The organism is Candidatus Pseudothioglobus sp. Uisw_041 (assembly GCF_048087625.1).
Lineage (GTDB): Bacteria > Pseudomonadota > Gammaproteobacteria > PS1 > Pseudothioglobaceae > Pseudothioglobus.
Window position 1 is genome coordinate 879,373 of the sequence record NZ_CP159805.1, and the last position, 17,806, is coordinate 897,178.

General features: G+C 37.8%; 15 protein-coding genes and 3 pseudogenes. 8 read left to right on the forward strand and 10 right to left on the reverse strand.

Annotation, left to right across the window (positions count from 1 at the left end; translation table 11 throughout):
• Nucleotides 1–13: 13 nt before the first annotated feature.
• Nucleotides 14–733, forward strand: a complete 720-nt coding sequence (locus ABXT44_RS04445; RefSeq protein ID WP_416679552.1) for a bacteriorhodopsin — start codon at nt 14–16, stop codon at nt 731–733.
• 68 nt (nt 734–801) lie between these two features.
• Here ABXT44_RS04445 and ABXT44_RS04450 read toward each other — a convergent pair whose 3' ends face one another.
• The gene (locus tag ABXT44_RS04450) at nt 802–921 is read right to left on the reverse strand and encodes a DUF2256 domain-containing protein (protein ID WP_416677000.1); all 120 of its coding nucleotides are present in this window, start codon (nt 919–921) and stop codon (nt 802–804) included.
• Nucleotides 918–2,408, reverse strand: a complete 1,491-nt coding sequence (locus ABXT44_RS04455; RefSeq protein WP_416686084.1) for a cryptochrome/photolyase family protein — start codon at nt 2,406–2,408, stop codon at nt 918–920. The genes ABXT44_RS04450 and ABXT44_RS04455 overlap by 4 nt, the downstream gene beginning before the upstream one ends.
• A 179-nt stretch (nt 2,409–2,587) precedes the next feature.
• Here ABXT44_RS04455 and ABXT44_RS04460 point away from each other — a divergent pair, with 179 nt between their 5' ends.
• The 3 genes and pseudogenes from ABXT44_RS04460 to ABXT44_RS04470 all read left to right on the forward strand — a co-directional run bounded on the left by ABXT44_RS04460 (nt 2,588) and on the right by ABXT44_RS04470 (nt 7,488).
• Entirely contained in the window at nt 2,588–5,638 is a 3,051-nt protein-coding gene (locus tag ABXT44_RS04460) for an efflux RND transporter permease subunit (RefSeq protein WP_416686085.1), read from the forward strand.
• Nucleotides 5,635–6,582, forward strand: a complete 948-nt coding sequence (locus tag ABXT44_RS04465) for a carbohydrate kinase family protein (RefSeq protein ID WP_416686086.1) — start codon at nt 5,635–5,637, stop codon at nt 6,580–6,582. Before ABXT44_RS04460 ends, ABXT44_RS04465 begins: the two co-directional genes overlap by 4 nt.
• Nucleotides 6,569–7,488: pseudogene (locus ABXT44_RS04470) on the forward strand (pseudouridine-5'-phosphate glycosidase). The gene ABXT44_RS04465 and the pseudogene ABXT44_RS04470 overlap by 14 nt, the downstream one beginning before the upstream one ends.
• Here ABXT44_RS04470 and ABXT44_RS04475 read toward each other — a convergent pair.
• Nucleotides 7,489–7,866: a hypothetical protein gene (locus ABXT44_RS04475; protein ID WP_416686087.1), complete on the reverse strand. Its 378-nt coding sequence runs from the start codon at nt 7,864–7,866 to the stop codon at nt 7,489–7,491.
• 114 nt (nt 7,867–7,980) lie between these two features.
• Here ABXT44_RS04475 and ABXT44_RS04480 point away from each other — a divergent pair, with 114 nt between their 5' ends.
• Nucleotides 7,981–8,172 (forward strand): hypothetical protein, encoded by a 192-nt coding sequence (locus ABXT44_RS04480; RefSeq protein WP_416677006.1) that lies wholly within the window; start codon nt 7,981–7,983, stop codon nt 8,170–8,172.
• Nucleotides 8,173–8,256: 84 nt separating this feature from the next.
• Nucleotides 8,257–9,090, forward strand: a complete 834-nt coding sequence (locus ABXT44_RS04485) for a phytanoyl-CoA dioxygenase family protein (protein ID WP_416686088.1) — start codon at nt 8,257–8,259, stop codon at nt 9,088–9,090.
• A 23-nt stretch (nt 9,091–9,113) separates the two neighbouring features.
• Here the strand turns inward: ABXT44_RS04485 and ABXT44_RS04490 are convergent, their stop codons facing one another.
• The 4 genes and pseudogenes from ABXT44_RS04490 to ABXT44_RS04505 all read right to left on the reverse strand — a co-directional run.
• Complete coding sequence (locus ABXT44_RS04490) at nt 9,114–9,533, reverse strand: DUF2306 domain-containing protein (RefSeq protein ID WP_416686089.1); 420 nt, start codon at nt 9,531–9,533, stop codon at nt 9,114–9,116.
• A 34-nt stretch (nt 9,534–9,567) separates the two neighbouring features.
• Nucleotides 9,568–10,815, reverse strand: a complete 1,248-nt coding sequence (locus ABXT44_RS04495; protein ID WP_416686090.1) for an aminotransferase class V-fold PLP-dependent enzyme — start codon at nt 10,813–10,815, stop codon at nt 9,568–9,570.
• A 41-nt stretch (nt 10,816–10,856) separates the two neighbouring features.
• Nucleotides 10,857–11,633, reverse strand: a complete 777-nt coding sequence (locus tag ABXT44_RS04500) for a class II aldolase and adducin N-terminal domain-containing protein (RefSeq protein ID WP_416688424.1) — start codon at nt 11,631–11,633, stop codon at nt 10,857–10,859.
• Nucleotides 11,613–11,804: pseudogene (locus ABXT44_RS04505) on the reverse strand (GntR family transcriptional regulator); the annotation flags it as partial. The gene ABXT44_RS04500 and the pseudogene ABXT44_RS04505, both read right to left, overlap by 21 nt.
• A gap of 133 nt (nt 11,805–11,937) precedes the next feature.
• Here ABXT44_RS04505 and pta point away from each other — a divergent pair.
• Nucleotides 11,938–12,900, forward strand: coding sequence for a phosphate acetyltransferase (gene pta, locus ABXT44_RS04510; protein ID WP_416686091.1), 963 nt, complete (start codon nt 11,938–11,940; stop codon nt 12,898–12,900).
• A 2-nt stretch (nt 12,901–12,902) separates the two neighbouring features.
• On the opposite strand, the gene ABXT44_RS04515 is transcribed toward pta, so the two are convergent.
• The 3 genes and pseudogenes from ABXT44_RS04515 to ABXT44_RS04525 all read right to left on the reverse strand — a co-directional run bounded on the left by ABXT44_RS04515 (nt 12,903) and on the right by ABXT44_RS04525 (nt 16,220).
• Nucleotides 12,903–14,522 (reverse strand): electron transfer flavoprotein-ubiquinone oxidoreductase, encoded by a 1,620-nt coding sequence (locus tag ABXT44_RS04515; RefSeq protein ID WP_416686092.1) that lies wholly within the window; start codon nt 14,520–14,522, stop codon nt 12,903–12,905.
• Nucleotides 14,523–14,533: 11 nt separating this feature from the next.
• A complete protein-coding gene (locus ABXT44_RS04520) occupies nt 14,534–15,460 on the reverse strand; it encodes an electron transfer flavoprotein subunit alpha/FixB family protein (RefSeq protein ID WP_416686093.1) in 927 nt (308 codons plus the stop codon).
• A pseudogene (locus ABXT44_RS04525) lies at nt 15,460–16,220 on the reverse strand (electron transfer flavoprotein subunit beta/FixA family protein). The gene ABXT44_RS04520 and the pseudogene ABXT44_RS04525 overlap by 1 nt, the downstream one beginning before the upstream one ends.
• 217 nt (nt 16,221–16,437) lie before the next feature.
• Here ABXT44_RS04525 and ABXT44_RS04530 point away from each other — a divergent pair.
• Nucleotides 16,438–17,805 (forward strand): DEAD/DEAH box helicase, encoded by a 1,368-nt coding sequence (locus ABXT44_RS04530; protein ID WP_416686094.1) that lies wholly within the window; start codon nt 16,438–16,440, stop codon nt 17,803–17,805.
• The last annotated feature ends 1 nt before the right edge of the window (nt 17,806 follow it).

Genomic DNA, 17,806 nt, shown 5'->3' on the forward strand with positions numbered 1-17,806 from the left:
TCCTATGAACGATATGAGTTTATTTTTACAAGCTGGCGATTTTGTTGGCGTTTCATTCTGGATAGTGTCTGTGGCGATGGTTGCTGCTACAGTATTTTTCTTTTATGAAGGTATGGCAGTAAATAAAGAGTGGAGACTGTCAATGACAGTTGCAGGATTGGTAACGTTGGTTGCTGCAATTCACTACTATTATATGAGAGACTATTGGGTAGCTTCGGTTATCGCAGGAGCTCCTGATTCTCCAATTGTATACAGATATATTGATTGGTTAATTACTGTCCCATTATTAATGATTGAATTTTTCATCATCTTGAAAGCAGTAGGCGCTTCAGTGTCAACTAATTCTTTCTGGAGATTATTAGCTGGAACTATGGTAATGCTAATTGGTGGATTCGCAGGTGAGGCGCATTTAGTATCCGCTTCTGTCGGGTTTGTCGTGGGCATGATAGGTTGGGCAATCATCATCTGGGAAATCTTCGGTGGTGAGGCTAGTAAAGCAGCTGAGGCAAATGCAAGCGTAAAGTCTGCATTCAATGCTCTTAGAATTATTGTTTTAGTAGGCTGGGCTATTTATCCTCTTGGATATGTCTTCGGATATATGATGGGAAGTGTAGATGCTGGAACTTTAAACATTGTTTACAACCTTGCAGATTTTGTTAACAAAATCTTATTTGGTTTAATTATTTGGAATGTTGCAGTGCAATCAAGCGCAGCTGGCAGCAAGAAGAAGTAAGCATAACTTTACATAAGTTCATAAAAAGCCCTCTTCATTGAGGGCTTTTTATTAATAGATCAAATTTACTACAGCTTATTCCTTCGACACCTTTCACTGCAATAGAGAACGTTTTCCCAGTCTTTACGCCATTTTTTTCTCCAGGTGAAGGGCTTATTGCAAGTTTTACAAATCTTCTCTAATTTCATCGAGTATGGGCCTTAATAAATTTTTCTGCCTCGCCAAAGATAAGTTCTTTCCTTTCCTGTGACATTCTGTCTAATAGTTTTGGTTGAAGAGATAATCTAGGATTGGATTCATAGAACTTTCTATTTTTTTGAATGAACCTCCAATAAAGTCCGTCAACTGCATTGCACCATTCACCTTTTTTGTAGTTACTCATTTTAAGTAGGTAATTTGAGCCACAGGTGTAAGGCTTAGTTGACATTAGGCCGCCATCAGAATAGGTTGCCATTCCAAACACATTTGGAACCATAACCCACTCGGAAGAGTCAATATACATCTCCATAAACCACCTATATATTTCTTTGGGATCAATTTCGCAAAGATTCATCAGGTTGCTTATGACCATAAGTCTAGGTATGTGATGGTTGTATCCATCTTGTATTGCAGTAATGATAGAATCATCTAAAGGCGCTATTCCAGTTGAACCTTCGTACCAGCTTGAAGTTAACTTGCCCGTATGGCCCCAATAGTTTTTATTTGATTGGTAGTCACCTTTTGTTTGATATACGCCTCTGATAAACTCACGCCAACCTAAGACTTGCCTTACAAAGCCTTCCAATGAGTTCATGGGGATTTGATAAGTATCAGCGCTATCTAGTAGGGTTTGAATAACTTTTTGAGGAGACAAAAGCCCTATATTCATTGAGGCGCTGATGCAGCTATGAAACAAAAAGTTTTTGCCTTCTAGCATTGCGTCTTCATAAATACCAAAATTAGCCATTCTCTTCTTTAAAAAATCTTCAAATTGACTCTCAGCATCACGTCGATTAACAGGAAACCATGGATTATCGAGGCTTCCAGGGTGGTCATTAAAATGCTGCATAATGAGGCTACAAACTTCATCATGGTGTAACGATTGGCTAGTATTTGGCAGGCCAGGAATCAAAGTATTAGCAGGAATTTTTTTTCGATTTTCTGCATCAAAGGACCATTTACCGCCCAAAGGCTTGTTGTCTTCATCCATCAAAATGTTGAATTTTTTCCTTGCGTGCTGATAGAAATTTCCCATTCTTAGGGCTTTTTTATCCTTCATTAGTGAGTAAAGCTCTTCCCTAGAAAAGAGAAACATTGGCGACTGGTGAACTTTAAACTTAACATTACTCTTAGTTAAGCCTTCAAGTAATTCAGTTTCAAAGGTCTTGTCTTCAATTTCAAATACATTTACCTGTTCTATTTCATTATCCAAAACATAATCAACAAGACACTCTAGATAAGATTGATTTTCAATTCGATCATTTAAGGCAAAGTATCCAACAGAGATTCCCAAAGATTCTAGCTCTTCTTTGTACTCACGCATTGCACATAGAAACAAGTAAAGCTTGAGTTTGTGATGTTTTTCATAGCTGCAAAGATCAAAGTCTTCTGCCATAAAGACCTCATTACAGCCCAGCTCTTGAAGTAATTTGGGCTCAAAGAGTTGGTTTCCTAGAATTACAAACAAGCTTTTCATTTATGCTTAATTTTAGTTAATTAATAGCTATCAAATTTTAAAGCATCAAGTCATAAATTATTGATTTTATTCACTAAAAAATGTATAAAAAAAACGGATTATAAGTTCACCAAGTCTTCACTATTTCTTTACGTACCATCTATATAATATTTTGGTTGAAGTTAAAGTAAGAGAAAATTATGGATTCGTTTTTAAATTTCCTTGTACGTCAAAAAAAACTCGCACTATTATTTACGTTGTCAATTGTCGTATTAGGCTTTATGACGCTCCAAAAAATTCAGCGTGATACTTACCCGGTTATTGAATTTGATCGGCTCTCAATAAATACTTCTTACCCAAGCGCCTCTCCGAGAGATGTTGAGAAGAATATTACTAACGTAATTGAGAGCAAAATAAAGGGAATTTATGGAATCAAAGAGCTGACATCTACTTCATCTGAAGGGACATCTCGTATAAATATTGAAATTGATGAGGATGTTGATGATATCCAAGAGGTGAAGGCTAGTATTTCTGAGGCGGTCAATGAAATTGAAGACTTGCCAGAAGATGCTAATGACCCATTAGTAGTTGACAGGACAAGTACTGAGTGGCCAATCCTTACAATAGTAATCGGTGGAGATGACATCAATGTCGAGACTGCTAAAGCCATTGCTAATAATATTGAGAAAAATCTTTCTTTAATTGATGGTATTGCGAACATTAATATTGGTGGAGACTCTGAAAGAGAGGTACAAATTAGAATTAATCCAGAAAAGCTTTTACAATACCAACTCTCTTTTGATCAGGTAAGGAGCGCCATCGCTGATCAAAATATACGCTCTGCTATTGGTGATAATAATCAAGGAAGAAACCAAAAAAATATCGTTATTATCTCTGAATATCAAGATAAAGAGTCTTTAGAGGACGTTGTTGTAAAGTCCAGCTATGATGGGCCAACAATTCTATTAAAGGACATTGCCTCAATTGATGAAGGTGAAATTGGTTTTAATACAATTACTCGAATTAATGGGACTAAGGGCTTCGTCCTCAAGGTTACAAAAACAGAAAAAGCAGACGTTATTAGAACCATTGAAAAAGTAAGAGAGACTTTGGATGTACTTAAAGAATCATACCCTTCAAATATCAATTTAATTGTTACCGATGACAGATCAAAGCCAGTATCTAACCGATTAAATATTGTAACTAACAATGCCTTAGTAGGGCTAGCCTTAATTATGGTTGTTTTAGGCTTATTTTTATCTTTTAAGACTGCATTCTGGGTTGCTATAAGTATTCCTGTGACTCTTTTAGGGACGGTTGCTTTTCTTGGCTTTGTAGGCGAAACAATTAACTTAATCTCATTAATTGGAATGGTCTTAGTCTTGGGCTTAGTTGTGGATGACAGCATTATCATTGCTGAAAGTATTCACCACTATAAAGAAAAGGGGGGTGATGTCTATCAAAATATTGTTGATGGCTTTAAAAGGGTAATCATGCCTGTTGTTACGACTATATTAACTACAATCCTTGCAATATCAACCGTTCTAATAATGAGTGGAACGACCGGTAAATTTATATACATATTACCTATTACTGTTATCTGCGCTTTAACGTTCTCATTTCTTGAAGTGAGTATCGCTCTGCCTGCGCACATGTCTGGTAGTAAGGTCAGCAAACAAAAAACATGGTTTAAGCCTGTCGAAAGATGGTTTGAAAAAGTGCTAGTTGTAATCCTTAGGTGGCGCTTTATAGTTTTAAGTCTTTTTATTGCGCTTCTTGCATTCAGTGCCTATGTTGGCATGAAGGAAATTACTTATATTCAGTGGCCATCGAGCGGCACAAACTCGATAAATATGCGCATTCAAACGCCACTTGGGACTCCCGTTGAAACAACTGAGCAGTCCATCATTAAAATTGATAATATTATTATTGATAAGGTGGGTTCAAACCTAGACTTTTTTACGAGCACAATTGGTTCAAGAGCCTCTAATCGAGCATCGATTGCTATTACCTTGACGCCAGCGAATGATCGCGCAATCTCTGCTAAAGAAATTATTGAGATCCTTAAAGAAGAAACCAAGGATATTAAAGGGGTTTCAAGGATTAACTTTAGAACAAATAGAGGCGGCCCGGGTGGAGCTTTAGATATTGAGTTAAGTCTAATTGGAAGTAATGATGTTCAGCGTCAGGCTGCTGTTGACCAACTTGAAAAAATACTTAGTAGCTACGACGGAGTCAGCGACATTGATCGTGATGACGATTTAAGTAAAAATCGAATTGAGGTTTTGTTGGATTATGAGTCAATGGCAAGCTTAGGAATTCAATACCAGCAGGTATACAGTCACTTAAGGACCATATACTCTGGGATGGACGTTTCTGATGTAGATTTTAATAACACCAAGCTAAGCGTTAAAATGTATCTTGGTGATAGTAATTATTCTGATGACTATATTACGGAAACCTCTATCAGGAATAACCAGGGAAGGATGATTCCAATGTCACAATTTGCAAGTGTTGTAGAGACTCCAGGCGATCCAAACTACAAGCACTTGAATGGTGAGCGAGTTGTTAAGGTAAGTGCGGCAGTTGAAGACTCAGTAACCACCGCTCAATCTGTCTCAAAAAGAGCACTTGATGAGCTAGACTTGATTAATAATTTTCCTGAAGTTCGTGCAATAGAAGGGGGCAGCTCATTTGAAGCAAAAGAAGCTTTAAGTGATTTTACTTTGGCACTTGGGTTTGCTGTCTTTGGTATATTTATGCTAATAGCGCTTCTTTTTAATTCATACTCTCAGCCGCTGTTAGTTATTCTTAGTATTCCTTTTGCTTTGATTGGCGTAGTGTGGGCTTTCTTCTTTCACTCTGAACCATTCAGTTTTTTTGTTTTATTGGGGGTCTTAGCGCTAGTGGGAGTTGTAGTAAATGATTCTTTAGTAATGATCAGCCACCTTAATTTCATTAAGCAAAGTCAAGACAAAGATAGTACGTCAATCCAGTGGATTGCGATGGGCGCTAAAGACCGACTAAGGGCAGTAATATTAACGACCCTTACAACGCTCGCAGGTGTCTTACCGCTTATCTATGGCTTTGGAGGTAAAGACGCATTCTTACAACCAATGGTAATGGCGCTAGGGTACGGCTTACTATTTGGTACTTTTGTTACTTTGATACTCCTTCCTTGCCTTTATTCTTTAAACTTAGACTTAATTAACTGGATTAAAAAGATAAAAAATAGTCTATTGAAAACATGACATCCAAACAAAAGCAGTATGTCTTTGTAATTGGTGGGGCCAATATTGATCTTCAGGGGTCTAGTGATAACCCGCTTTTATTAAAGGATTCGAATCCAGGTGAAATATCAATGTCTTCAGGAGGCGTTGGAAGAAATATTGCTGAGAACATGTCTAGGCTCAACATACCAACAAAAATATTTTCATATGTCGGATCTGACGCTCTGGGAAATTTTTTAATTGAGTCCACTCAAAAAGCGAATGTCGATACTTCATACATAAATAGGCATCCCACATTGCCAACCAGTCAATACCTGTCGGTGCTGGATGATAATAACGACATGCTGGTTTCAATCTCAGACATGAGAATCATTAATGAGATGTCAATTGATGACATTAGAAGCCACAAAGATGCCTTAAATCAAAGCTCTTTGATTGTAATTGATACAAACATCCCAGTTAATGTCATTGAGTACATAACAGAAAAATTTAACCATATTCCCTTATTTTTAGATACAGTATCGATCGCAAAGGCATCAAAGATAACGCACCTTATTGGTAAATTTCATACCGTTAAGCCGAATAGGTTAGAGTCTGAGCTAATTACTGGCATTAAAATTACAGATCAAAGCTCTATGCATAGCGCTGCAAAGAACATGTTTGAAAAGGGTTGCAAACAAATCTTTATTACTCTGGGTGACGAGGGTGTGTTTTATTATGACGGAAAAGATTATGGGATGTTTAATCAAAAAAAGATAGATGTAGTCAGTGCAAATGGAGCGGGAGACGCTTTTGTGGCAGGAATGGTTTATGGTTTTTTAAATTTAAATGGCATTAAAGAAACAGTAAAATATGCATCTGCTGCTGCGTTGATTGCATTAAAAAGTAAAAATACTATCAGTGATCAGTTATCACTAGAAAATGTAGCGCTATTATTAAAGGAACAGAGCAATGAAGCTGAATGATTATTTAGATTTTCACCCAGACGTTGAAAATGCACTAAAAAATAACTTGCCAATTGTTGCGCTCGAGTCTACTATTATCTCTCACGGGATGCCGTACCCTAAAAACATAGAGACTGCGTTGATGGTTGAAGAGACTGTTCGATCAAATAATGCCGTTGCAGCAACTATTGCAATTATTAAAGGGCGCTTAAAAATAGGCCTTACTGAAAAAGAAATTGAATTTTTAGCAACGAATGACGAGATTAAAAAGATCTCCAGGAGGATCTTGCTGTTGCTGTTTCACAGCAATTATCTGGCTCAACAACCGTTGCGTCAACAATGATTATTGCAAAACTTGCAAATATAGCAGTATTTGCAACAGGTGGAATAGGAGGGGTTCATAGAGGCGCTGAAACAACACTTGATATCTCTGCAGATCTTGATGAGCTCTCAAGAACAAACGTGTGTGTTGTTTGCGCCGGGGTAAAGTCTATACTTGATATTGGGCTAACTCTTGAGTATCTTGAAACCAAGGGCGTTCCTGTTATTGGCTATAAAACTTCTGAGATGCCAGCTTTTTACTCCACAAAATCTGGGTTTAATGTCGACTACAGAATTGATGCAGCAACTGATATTGCAAGCATACTTAAAACCAAATGGGATCTCTATATTGATGGGGGTGTATTAGTCACAAACCCTATTCCAGTTGCATTTGAACTTGAATCAAGCGCTATGAATGAGGCAATAAATCTAGCTATTATTGAGGCTGATAATGAAGGTATTACAGGCAAAAAAATAACGCCTTATTTATTATCAAAAGTTAATGAAATTACAAAAGGTAAGAGCCTAGATGCCAACATCAAGTTGATTAAAAATAATGCAGACTTAGCGGCAAAAATTGCAGTGCATTTTTCTAAGAAGGATTAGTTACTCTTTTTCTCTTACGAAAAAATTAAATAATAGAATTATTGCTACAAAAAAAAGTATCAATAGCACAAGGATTCCTTGGTCTGACATAAAGTACTTTTCAATAGAAGCAACGGTTTTATTCATTGTTACACTCTCGTCACTAGTTTGAGTGCTTAGTGCAGGCTCTTTCTTACTGGTCTCTGCTTCTATAACTTCTTCTACATTTTCATCAATCTGCGCCTCAACTAACTCATCTTCCTGAAGGAAATTTGGGGTTTCATCATAATCTTCATTCAGAGAGTTTAAAGGAAGTACTTGGTCTCTATCATCACCTCCAGCAAAAGAGAAGCTGACAAAAAAGAAAGATACAAATAGGAATAAAAGTATTTTTTTCATAGAGCTTACAATGATATACCTTTTAGATAAAAATAATAAAAATTCTGTATGATAAATTAAGAATAATTTGATGTAATTCTGTTACTATATTAATTAATTAAATCGGAGAAAATTATGGCAACTTATGAATGTAGTAATTGTGGAATGGGCGTTAATGCAACCTGCGCTAAATGTGATGAGCCACTTGTAGATGGCTTACTTAAGCTAGATGATGGCGGTGAAGTTCAAATCTCTGAGTGTCCAAATGGCCACGGAAAAATAAAATCACCAATGTGCTGTGGTAATGATATGAGCTGCGCGATTTAAAAGCATTTTAAAGCTATTCCAATGACCCCTAGTATTAGTAATACTAGGGGTTTTATTTATTAATAATTTAGACCATTCATCTCTATGAAAAGTTTACTTGCTCCAGAAGAAATTAAACATTTTAAGCGTGATGGTGCAGTCTTAATAAAAGGTAAATTTGATAAACAATGGCTAGACAAGCTAAGAAGAGGCATTGATGAAGATATCAAAAATCCCAGTCCAAGGTTTGAAAGGCACACCAAAGATATAAATGCACCTGGTTACTTTGAAGATTTCTGGACCTGGGATCTTTATAAGGACTTTAAAGACTTCGTTTTTAACTCACCAACTGCAAAAATAGCATCCGAGCTCTTGGAAGCTAAAAAAATAAACTTAGTAATGGACAACTGGTTTTTTAGAGAAGCGGGATCAAAGTCTGGCGCTCCATTTCATCACGACATCTCCTACTTTGATTTTGAGGGCTCAATGTGTGTTCTTTGGCTTCCACTAGAACCTGTATCAAAGGAAGAGGGAATTGCTTGGATTAAAGGCTCCCATCTTTGGGATAAGCTGTTCATTAGAACGCGATTCAATGAAGGACATCTTGTAGATGGAGAGGCTGGCATTGTCAATGGCAAAACTTATGATATTACGCCAGATATTCTTAATAATAAAGATGATTATGAATTTCTTCAGTGGGACCTTGAACTGGGAGATTGCATCTTTTTTGATATGCGAACGCTCCACGGAAGCTTAAATCAAGTAACGCCAAAAAAAGATATTCATCGATACACCTTAAGAATGGCTAAAGAGGGCTCTATGATTGAATATCGAGGTGATTGGGCCCAAGAAGAAAGAGCAATAATGGAGGCAAATGGGTATCAAAATGGGGATGATTTGGATGGCAAAATGTTTCCAACTTTACATGAAGAAATATAATTATGCATCACTTAGGATTAACATTAGCTTAAAAGCTTACTGTTAAATAACAACTCTCCTAGAAAGCGCCCAGGCATTAGCGTAAAAAATCCTGCAATTATTAATCCACCAAAATAAAGATAAATCATTAAATAACGATGTTTTTTTGTTTCACCTTTTTTTATTGCAATATAGGCTGCTGGGCAGGTATAGATCGTCAATACACATAATAAATGTATAAGCCCAAAATGATTTAAAAGCAATCTTGGACCAGCAAATGCCGGAATAAATAGGGCAATAGATGCGGTTATAAGCATCAATAGTAAGTAGATTTTTCCAAGGAATTTATGCTGAGTAGAGCCTTTTTGCCTAATCATCATATAGGTTCCAATTGCAAATGCAGGCAGAATTGTTGCTAGATGCGCATACACAAGTGTGTAATAATTTAAAGGGTACTCAATCATTATTAAACCACCAAAAAGAGGCTAATAGCTTTCTTTAAATGGTTTTTAAAGCGTTGATCAGGTTGCTAACATCCTCATGGGTGTTGTAGTGAACCATACTCGTCCTAACAACGCCATCATCCGTATCAATTCCAAGTGCCTTTAAACAGCGCCATGCATAAAAGTTATCGTTTCGAGTAGCTATGCCTTGCTTAACCAGATCGCTACTTAATTCTTTGGAAGATTTATTATTCATAGTGAAGGCAATTGTAGGTGCTCTGTCTTTGTTACTTATTTTGGTTTTTCCTATAAGATTGATGTCATCTCGAGTGTTAATATAATCCAGCAACGGGTTTGCTATTTCCATCTCATGCTTAGCAATCAGTTCATTAACAGCTTCAATTTTTCCTCTAGTTGAAGCATCTTGGCCAGGGAAGTGATGTTCATACAAGTTGTTGAAGTACTCATAAACGCCTATTAAACAAGACAATTCTTCATGGTTTGGCCCGCCTGGATTAAGTGTGTATGGAACATCTCCTTCAAGAAATTCGTGATTTTGATTAGGTAGCTTATTTAGAATGTCTTTTTTTCCATAAAGAAGGCCAAGGTGTGGGCCAAACGTCTTGTAGAGACTAAATGCGTAAAAATCGATATCTAAGTCCTTTACATCTGGAAAGCCATGCGGCGCATAAGATACGCCATCACCAACAATATAAGCATCATACTCATGAACCAATTTTGCAATCGACTTAAGATCATTTATCGAGCCAACAATGTTAGAGCAATGGGTAACAGCTACTATTCTAGTTTTCTCTGATAAGAGGGCTTTTAAATCATCAATGTTAAGTTCAGCTGTTTCTGGATTGATTTGCCATTCTTTAATAATCATTCCATGCTCTGCTAGTCTTCGCCATGCGCCAACGTTTGCCTCATGGTCTTGGTTTGTAACGATGACCTCATCACCTGGCTTAAGGAGGCTTCTCATTGCGTTAGAAAGGACATACATATTCATTGTCGTTGAACCGCCTATAATTATTTCATCAGTTTTTGCATTGATCATCTCGGCAAAAAGCTTGGTGGCCTGGTCCATATTGTCACCTGCAATAGCAGATGTATCAAATTCAGCATAGGGCTGTACTTTGGTAGATGTCATAAAATGGTTTAAGTGCTCTATAACGTTAGTTGGAACGTAGCTTCCTCCCGCATTTTCAAAGAATGACCATTTCGAACTTTTAGGGTCACTAAAAGCTGGGAATTGCGCTTTGACGTAATCGACGTCTAATGAGATATTGTTACTTGACATTGGAGCTCCTTATCAAAAAAAAATAATACTACTGAGCAAATCTAATTTTTATAGTCTGCTTCTTCCTTATCTAAAATTCTTTTTAAAGCATCAAAATGCATATCTGATGCGTCATATTTTTGCCATTGTGCGGCAGTTTTTGTGGCAATCTCGTGTGATACTTGGTGCAATGCTTTGCCTGTTTGGTAAGCGCCAATGAGCGTTTCACAGGACCTCTCAAAATAAAAAAGGTCATCAAATGCTTTGGCAACTTTTTTTGCAGCAGTTAGAACGCCATGATTACCCATTAACATTACCGAGTTATCACCTAATATGGTGCTTAATCTCTCTGCTTCTTCGCCAAGACCCATACCGCTATATTCATAATCTATTGATACTTTTTCATAAAAGCGCATTGTATTTTGATCAATCGGCTTCATAGTTTTATCCTCTAAGCAGGATAAAATTGTTGCGTACTTAGGATGGACATGAAGAATACACCTTGCTTGAGGATTATTTCTATGCAAAGCGCCGTGAATTGCCCAAGCAGTTGGGTCTGGAGCATTTGGCTTAGACATTGTAGATTCATCATTTGAATCAACAAGAATAAGATCGCTTGCACAAATCTGTGAGAAGTGCATTCCAATTGGGTTTAAAAGAAATTTAGAGCCATCATCTGAAACTGCTAAACTAAAATGATTTGCAACGGCTTCATGCATATTTAGCCTTGCAGCCCAGCGAAAAGCTGCTGCAAGATCTGTACGCTCTTTCTTGTAATCATTTTTATTAGCAACTAACTTGGACTGTACGCAAGTTCCTTTTCCATGGTAACGACGCAAAATATTGCTATTCTCTAGTTTATCAATTGCCTTTCTAACAGTTCCAACACTAACATTTAATTGTTTTGATAGTTGAGATTCTGATGGAATAAAATCGCCAACCATAAGCTCTTCACTTGTTATTTTGGCGTTTATATAATCTATAACGTTTTGGTAAAGCTTTTGATCCATGTAGCTTTTATTCTAAACTGTATGCTCTAAGTATACTCATATATATGTGTTAAGTGTGTGCATGAAGATGTCAGTCTATTTAGAATTAAAAAATTTTCGGGTAAACTATGATGAACTTTATTAAGACAGAATAATGGCGTTATTAGAAGATCTAACCAACAAGGCTAAAGCGAAATTTCCACGTATCTTATTACCCGAATCTAGTGATTCTCGAGTCATAGAGGCGGCTCACATTCTGACGAGTCAAAAAATTGCTCAAATTGTTCTTTTTGACATAGATTCAGAGCATTCTCTGGGTATAAAGACAATTAATCGTGAAAACGAAGATTTGAAGGCCAAGTACGCCCAAACCTTGTTTGAAATAAGAAAGCACAAGGGTGTTACTTTAGAGAGTGCTCTTGAAATGATATTAAACCCAACTATTTTTTCAATGATTGCCCTTCATAGAGGCGATGTTGATGGCGTTGTCATGGGCGCTATAACTCCAAGCCAAGAGGTTCTTAGTAATGCGCTTCGAATTATTGGCGTTTCTAAAGGCAGTAAACTAGTATCGAGTTTATTTCTGATGGCGTTTGATCAGAATCACAAAATGTATGGTGAAAATATGATTTTTTCAGATTGTGCAATGAATATTAATCCCAACTCTGAAGAGCTTGCAGAGATAGCACAAAGTGCCTATGAAACGGCAAAATTGTTTTTAAAGGAAGAGCCTAAGATGGCTATGCTTTCATTTTCAACAAATCAAAGTGCCAATCACTTGGAGGTTGATAAAGTTAAAGATGCAACAGATACCTTAAAGTCTAAGCTTGTAGATGCCCAAATAATAGGCAACATTCAGCTTGATGCTGCTCTAGATAATGAGGTCTTAAAAATTAAATATCCTGAGGCTTCATTTACACCACCTGCAAATGTCTTAATTTTTCCAAACCTTGATGCTGCAAACATTGGCTATAAACTGGTTCAGAGATTTTCAGGAGCCAAAGCAATTGGCCCAATTCTTCAGGGGCTGGCAAAACCAGTTAATGACTTATCTAGGGGTTGTAGCGTGGATGAGATAGTTAATACTGTGGTAATTACCGCAAATCAAAGTAGTTAAACTTACATTCCAATATAATTTGGCCCACCACCGCCTTCAGGAGGCACCCAGTTAATATTTTGTGAAGGATCTTTAATGTCACAGGTCTTGCAGTGAAGGCAGTTTTGCGCATTAATTTGGAAATAATCTTCACCATCTTTTTCAATTATTTCGTAGACTCCCGCGGGGCAATATCTCTGAGCTGGCTCATCATAGAGTTTTTTATTGTGGGCTAAGGGGATTGACGCATCTGTAAGCTTTAAATGAACAGGCTGATCTTCCTCATGATTCGTTCCAGACAAGAATAAAGAGGAGGTAATATCAAAACTCAAAACGTTATCTGGAGCGGGGTATTCTTTTATAGGCGAAGACTTGCTAAGGCTTAATGAATCGCAATCCCTATTCTCGTCTTTAATAGTTAACGGAAGTTTGTTTCGAAAAATATTTGATTCAATAAAGTTATAAGCTGCGCCAAGATAAAAACCAAATTTGTGCATAGCGGCACTAAAGTTTCTAGACTCATAGAGCTCTTTGTAAAGGGCGCTGCTTTTAAATAGGTCATCAAAATCACAGTTTTCTTCTGAAAGCACTTTATTAATATACTCAGCGGCTAATATTCCAGATTGGAGTGCACAGTGACTACCTTTAATCTTACTAGGGTTTAAAGTTCCAGCATCACAGCCAACAATCATGCCTCCATCAAACTCCATTTTTACAAGGGAGTTAATGCCGCCTTTGGTGATTGCTCGTGCACCATAAGAAACTCGCTTACCAGATTCAAGATATTGCTTAATGGATGGATGCTGTTTAAATTGCTGGAATTCTTGAAAAGGGCTATGACTTGGATTACTATAATTGAGATCAACAATTAAGCCAACGGCGATTCTGTTGTTGTCAAAGTGATAGAGGAATCCACCACCAGACGTTCCACCTTTAAGAGGCCATCCCATGCTATGTACAACATCACCGGGACTATGCTTATCATTGTCAACTTCCCATACTTCTTTGAAGCCTATAGCAAAGTGTTGAGGAGTTTTTCCCTCGTCAAGATTAAACTCTTTTATCAACTTCTTACCTAGGTGGCCTCTTGCGCCTTCTGCAAAAATTGTCTGCTTAGCAAGTATGTCCATTCCAGGCGTATAAGTGCCTTTTTGATTTCCCTCTTTGTCAATTCCCATATCACCCGTTGCAATACCAATAACTCTTCCACTTTCATCAGTAAGGTATTTTTGGGCAGGAAAGCCTGGAAAGATATCAACGCCAAGCTCCATTGCTTTCTCAGAGATCCATTGACATAACTCACCAAGTGATATTATGTAATTTCCTTTGTTGTGAAGGCTTTTTGGCATTAACCAAGAAGGTATTTTTATACTTTTATTATTGTTAGTAAGCCAGTATAGATCGTCTTTGGCTACAGGGGTCTTAAGTGTTGGGCAGTCCTTGGCATCTTCAGGAAATAAATCAAAGAGGGTTTTAGGCTCGAATACTGCTCCAGAAAGAATGTGTGAGCCGATTTCGGCACCTTTTTCAAGTAGGCATACCGACAGATTAGGATTGAGTTGTTTGAGTTTGCAAGCAGATGCTAGTCCAGATGGACCCCCACCAACAACAACTACATCATATTCAATTGACTCTCTTTCCATTAACTAGCTTCCTAGACTTGATATTCGTTTAATTCTTTTAAAGCGCCAAATAGATCTGTCTGCCATACCAAATCTGCCATTCTAGACATAGGTGCATCAGGATCATTATTAATAACAACGATGACCTGTGAGTCCTTCATGCCGGCAAGATGTTGAATTGCGCCAGATATTCCTACAGCTAAGTATAGCTGAGGCGCAACTACTTTTCCAGTTTGACCAACTTGATAATCGTTAGAGATAAAGCCTGCATCTACGGCAGCTCTTGAAGCGCCAACTGCTGCATCAAGTTTATCTGCTAATTGCTCAATCAGAGCAAAATTCTCTTTTGATCCAAGTCCGCGACCACCAGAGACAATTCTTGCTGCTGTTGTTAACTCAGGGCGTTCAGATTGAGATTCTTGGAGTGAAATAAAGGTTGAGTTTGACTCGGGTATTGTTGATGACAATACTTCAACTTCAGCAGAACCTCCGTCGCCTGAATGTTCAAACGCAGTTGCTCTAACTGTCATGATAATTGTATCATCTGAAGACTCTACTGTTGCCATAATGTTTCCAGCATATAAGGGCCTTACAAATGTATTGTTTGACTTAATTTCACAGACGTCTGATATTGGCTGAACATCTAGAAGGGCACCAACGCGCGGTAAAATATTTTTACTGTAAGTTGAAGAGCCTGAAACGAGGTATTTATAACCGCTCATTGCGTCTGCAATTAGCTTGCTCGCTACCTCTACATTGGCATTCTCAAGCGCATCATCAACAATCATTTTGACTGAGTTGATTCCAGCTAACTTGGATACAGATGCTGAGTTTGACGCGTCGTTCGTTAGAACCAGCGCGTCAATGCTATCCGAAAGCTGTGAGGCTGCAGTAATAGCCGCTCTGCTACATGCATTTACTTCTGATCCGTTGAGTTCAATTAATATAAGTGCTGACATTACAGAACTCCCATTTGATTTAATTCTGAAAATAACTCTTCAGCAGAACTGATCTGCTTGGAGGCCCTATCTTTAGTTCCTGACTCCACAACACTGATAACTTTAATGCGCGGGGATGTATCAATCCCGAGGCTATCTAGCTCGATTGTCTCAAGGGGCTTGGATCTGGCCTTCATAATATTAGGGAGTGAAGCATATCTAGGCTCATTTAGCCTTAAGTCTACCGTTACAATTGCTGGGAGATTAAGCTTTCTAGTTTCAATTCCTGAATCTATTTCACGACTAACTTCAACACTACTTGCATCAGAGCTAAGATCGAATTGCGATATAAAAGTACCCAAAGAATAGTCCAAAAGGCCTGATAGGATTTGACCCGTTTGGTTATTATCATTATCAACTGCTTGCTTGCCCATTATGATGAGTTCGGCTTCTTCACGCTTAATAATGTTAGCCAAAATTTTACCAACATGTAACGGCTGTAAATCAAGTTCAGATTCAGTTTTAATAAAGATTGCACGATCAACGCCCATTGCAAGAGCTGTTCTAAGAGTATCTACAGTTTTATCAGTGCCAATACTAACCGCAATAGTTTCGGTGGCAGCGCCACTTTCTTTAAGAGTTAAGGCCTCTTCAACTGCAATCTCACAAAAAGGATTCATAGCCATCTTTGCATTGGTAAGATCAACTTGCTCAGTTTGCTTGTTAACTCGGGCTTGCGTATAGGATCAAGGACTCGCTTGATAGGAATAATTATTTTCATAGTTGATTAAATTTCGTTACAAAACTCGCGAATAATACCATATAAATTACCTTTGTCTAGAGCAAGAAAATACAATTTTATTATAACTAAATAGCATAAGGTTCAATGTAAAACATAGTCTTCTTTTTTGCTCACCATTTCCATTCATATTTGAGATTGCAAGTTATGGCTCAACTAAGCCCGTAAAATACACCCATATTTTTTTTGATGCTACCAGATGAGTTTTTCAACGCTAGGACTATTACCACAACTTCTTGATGCTATTGAAGCGCAAGGCTACTCTGACGCTACGCCAATTCAGGAAAAATCTATCCCTATTGTTTTAGAGGGAAAAGACTTAATGGCTGCTGCTCAAACTGGTACAGGAAAGACTGCAGGTTTTACGCTACCAATATTACAAATCCTTTCAGATGGCAAAAGACCATCATCAAATCACACTCGCACTCTTATATTAACGCCAACCCGAGAGCTTGCTGCACAAATTCTTGAAAGTGTTAAAACTTATGGCCAGAACTTGCCGTTAAGCTCAACAGTAGTTTTTGGAGGCGTTGGTATTGGCCCTCAAATGCAAAAGCTTCGTAAAGGGGTTGACATATTAGTTGCTACTCCTGGAAGACTACTCGACCTTCATTCTCAAAATGCTGTCAATTTTAATGAATTAGAGATATTGGTTTTGGATGAAGCTGATCGTATGCTTGACATGGGGTTTATTCATGACATTAAAAGAATTATTAAATTATTACCAAAAAAACGTCAAACATTAATGTTTTCAGCAACTTTTTCTGAAGACATTCGTAGGCTTGCAAAGGGTCTTGTCCATGAACCAGCTGAGATTTCAGTTACGCCCAGAAACTCTACAGTTGAGGCAATAAAGCACTGGATTTGTCCAGTAGATAAGTCAAGCAAAACTGCACTTTTAACCCATTTAATTAACAAGGGAGAGTGGCAACAAGTTCTCGTATTTAGCAGAACCAAGCATGGCGCTAATAGAATTGCTACTAACCTAGAGAAGAAGAACATCAGCGCAACTGCAATTCATGGAAACAAAAGTCAGGGCGCTAGAACTCGTGCATTAGCTGACTTTAAGGCTGGAAAAGTGAGAGTCCTCGTGGCTACTGATATTGCAGCGCGCGGAATTGATATTGACCAACTCCCACACGTGATTAATTTTGACTTACCAAGTGTCCCAGAGGACTATGTTCATAGAATTGGCCGAACTGGAAGGGCGGGAAGAGGCGGCGAAGCAATTTCTTTGGTCAGTGCAGACGAAGCCAAACAATTATTTGATATTGAGCGCCTCATCCAAAAGGAACTAGAACGTGAGTTAATTGATGATTTTGTGCCAAAACATGATCTTCCAAAGTCGCGCGAACTGCTTCCAGTAAGGTCCAAAAAACCAAAGAAACTAAACAATCAAAAACCCCAAGGAAGAAATCGAAATCGAAATAGAAGCAAAAATAATTCTCAGGGCAGTGCTGCTAAAAATAGTGACGGCCAAAGAGATGAAAGAGAGAAACCAAATCAGGCAAAAAAACGCGTATTTTGGAGTAAAAAATCAAGTAGAAAGCCTAAGCCTTTAAGCTAGG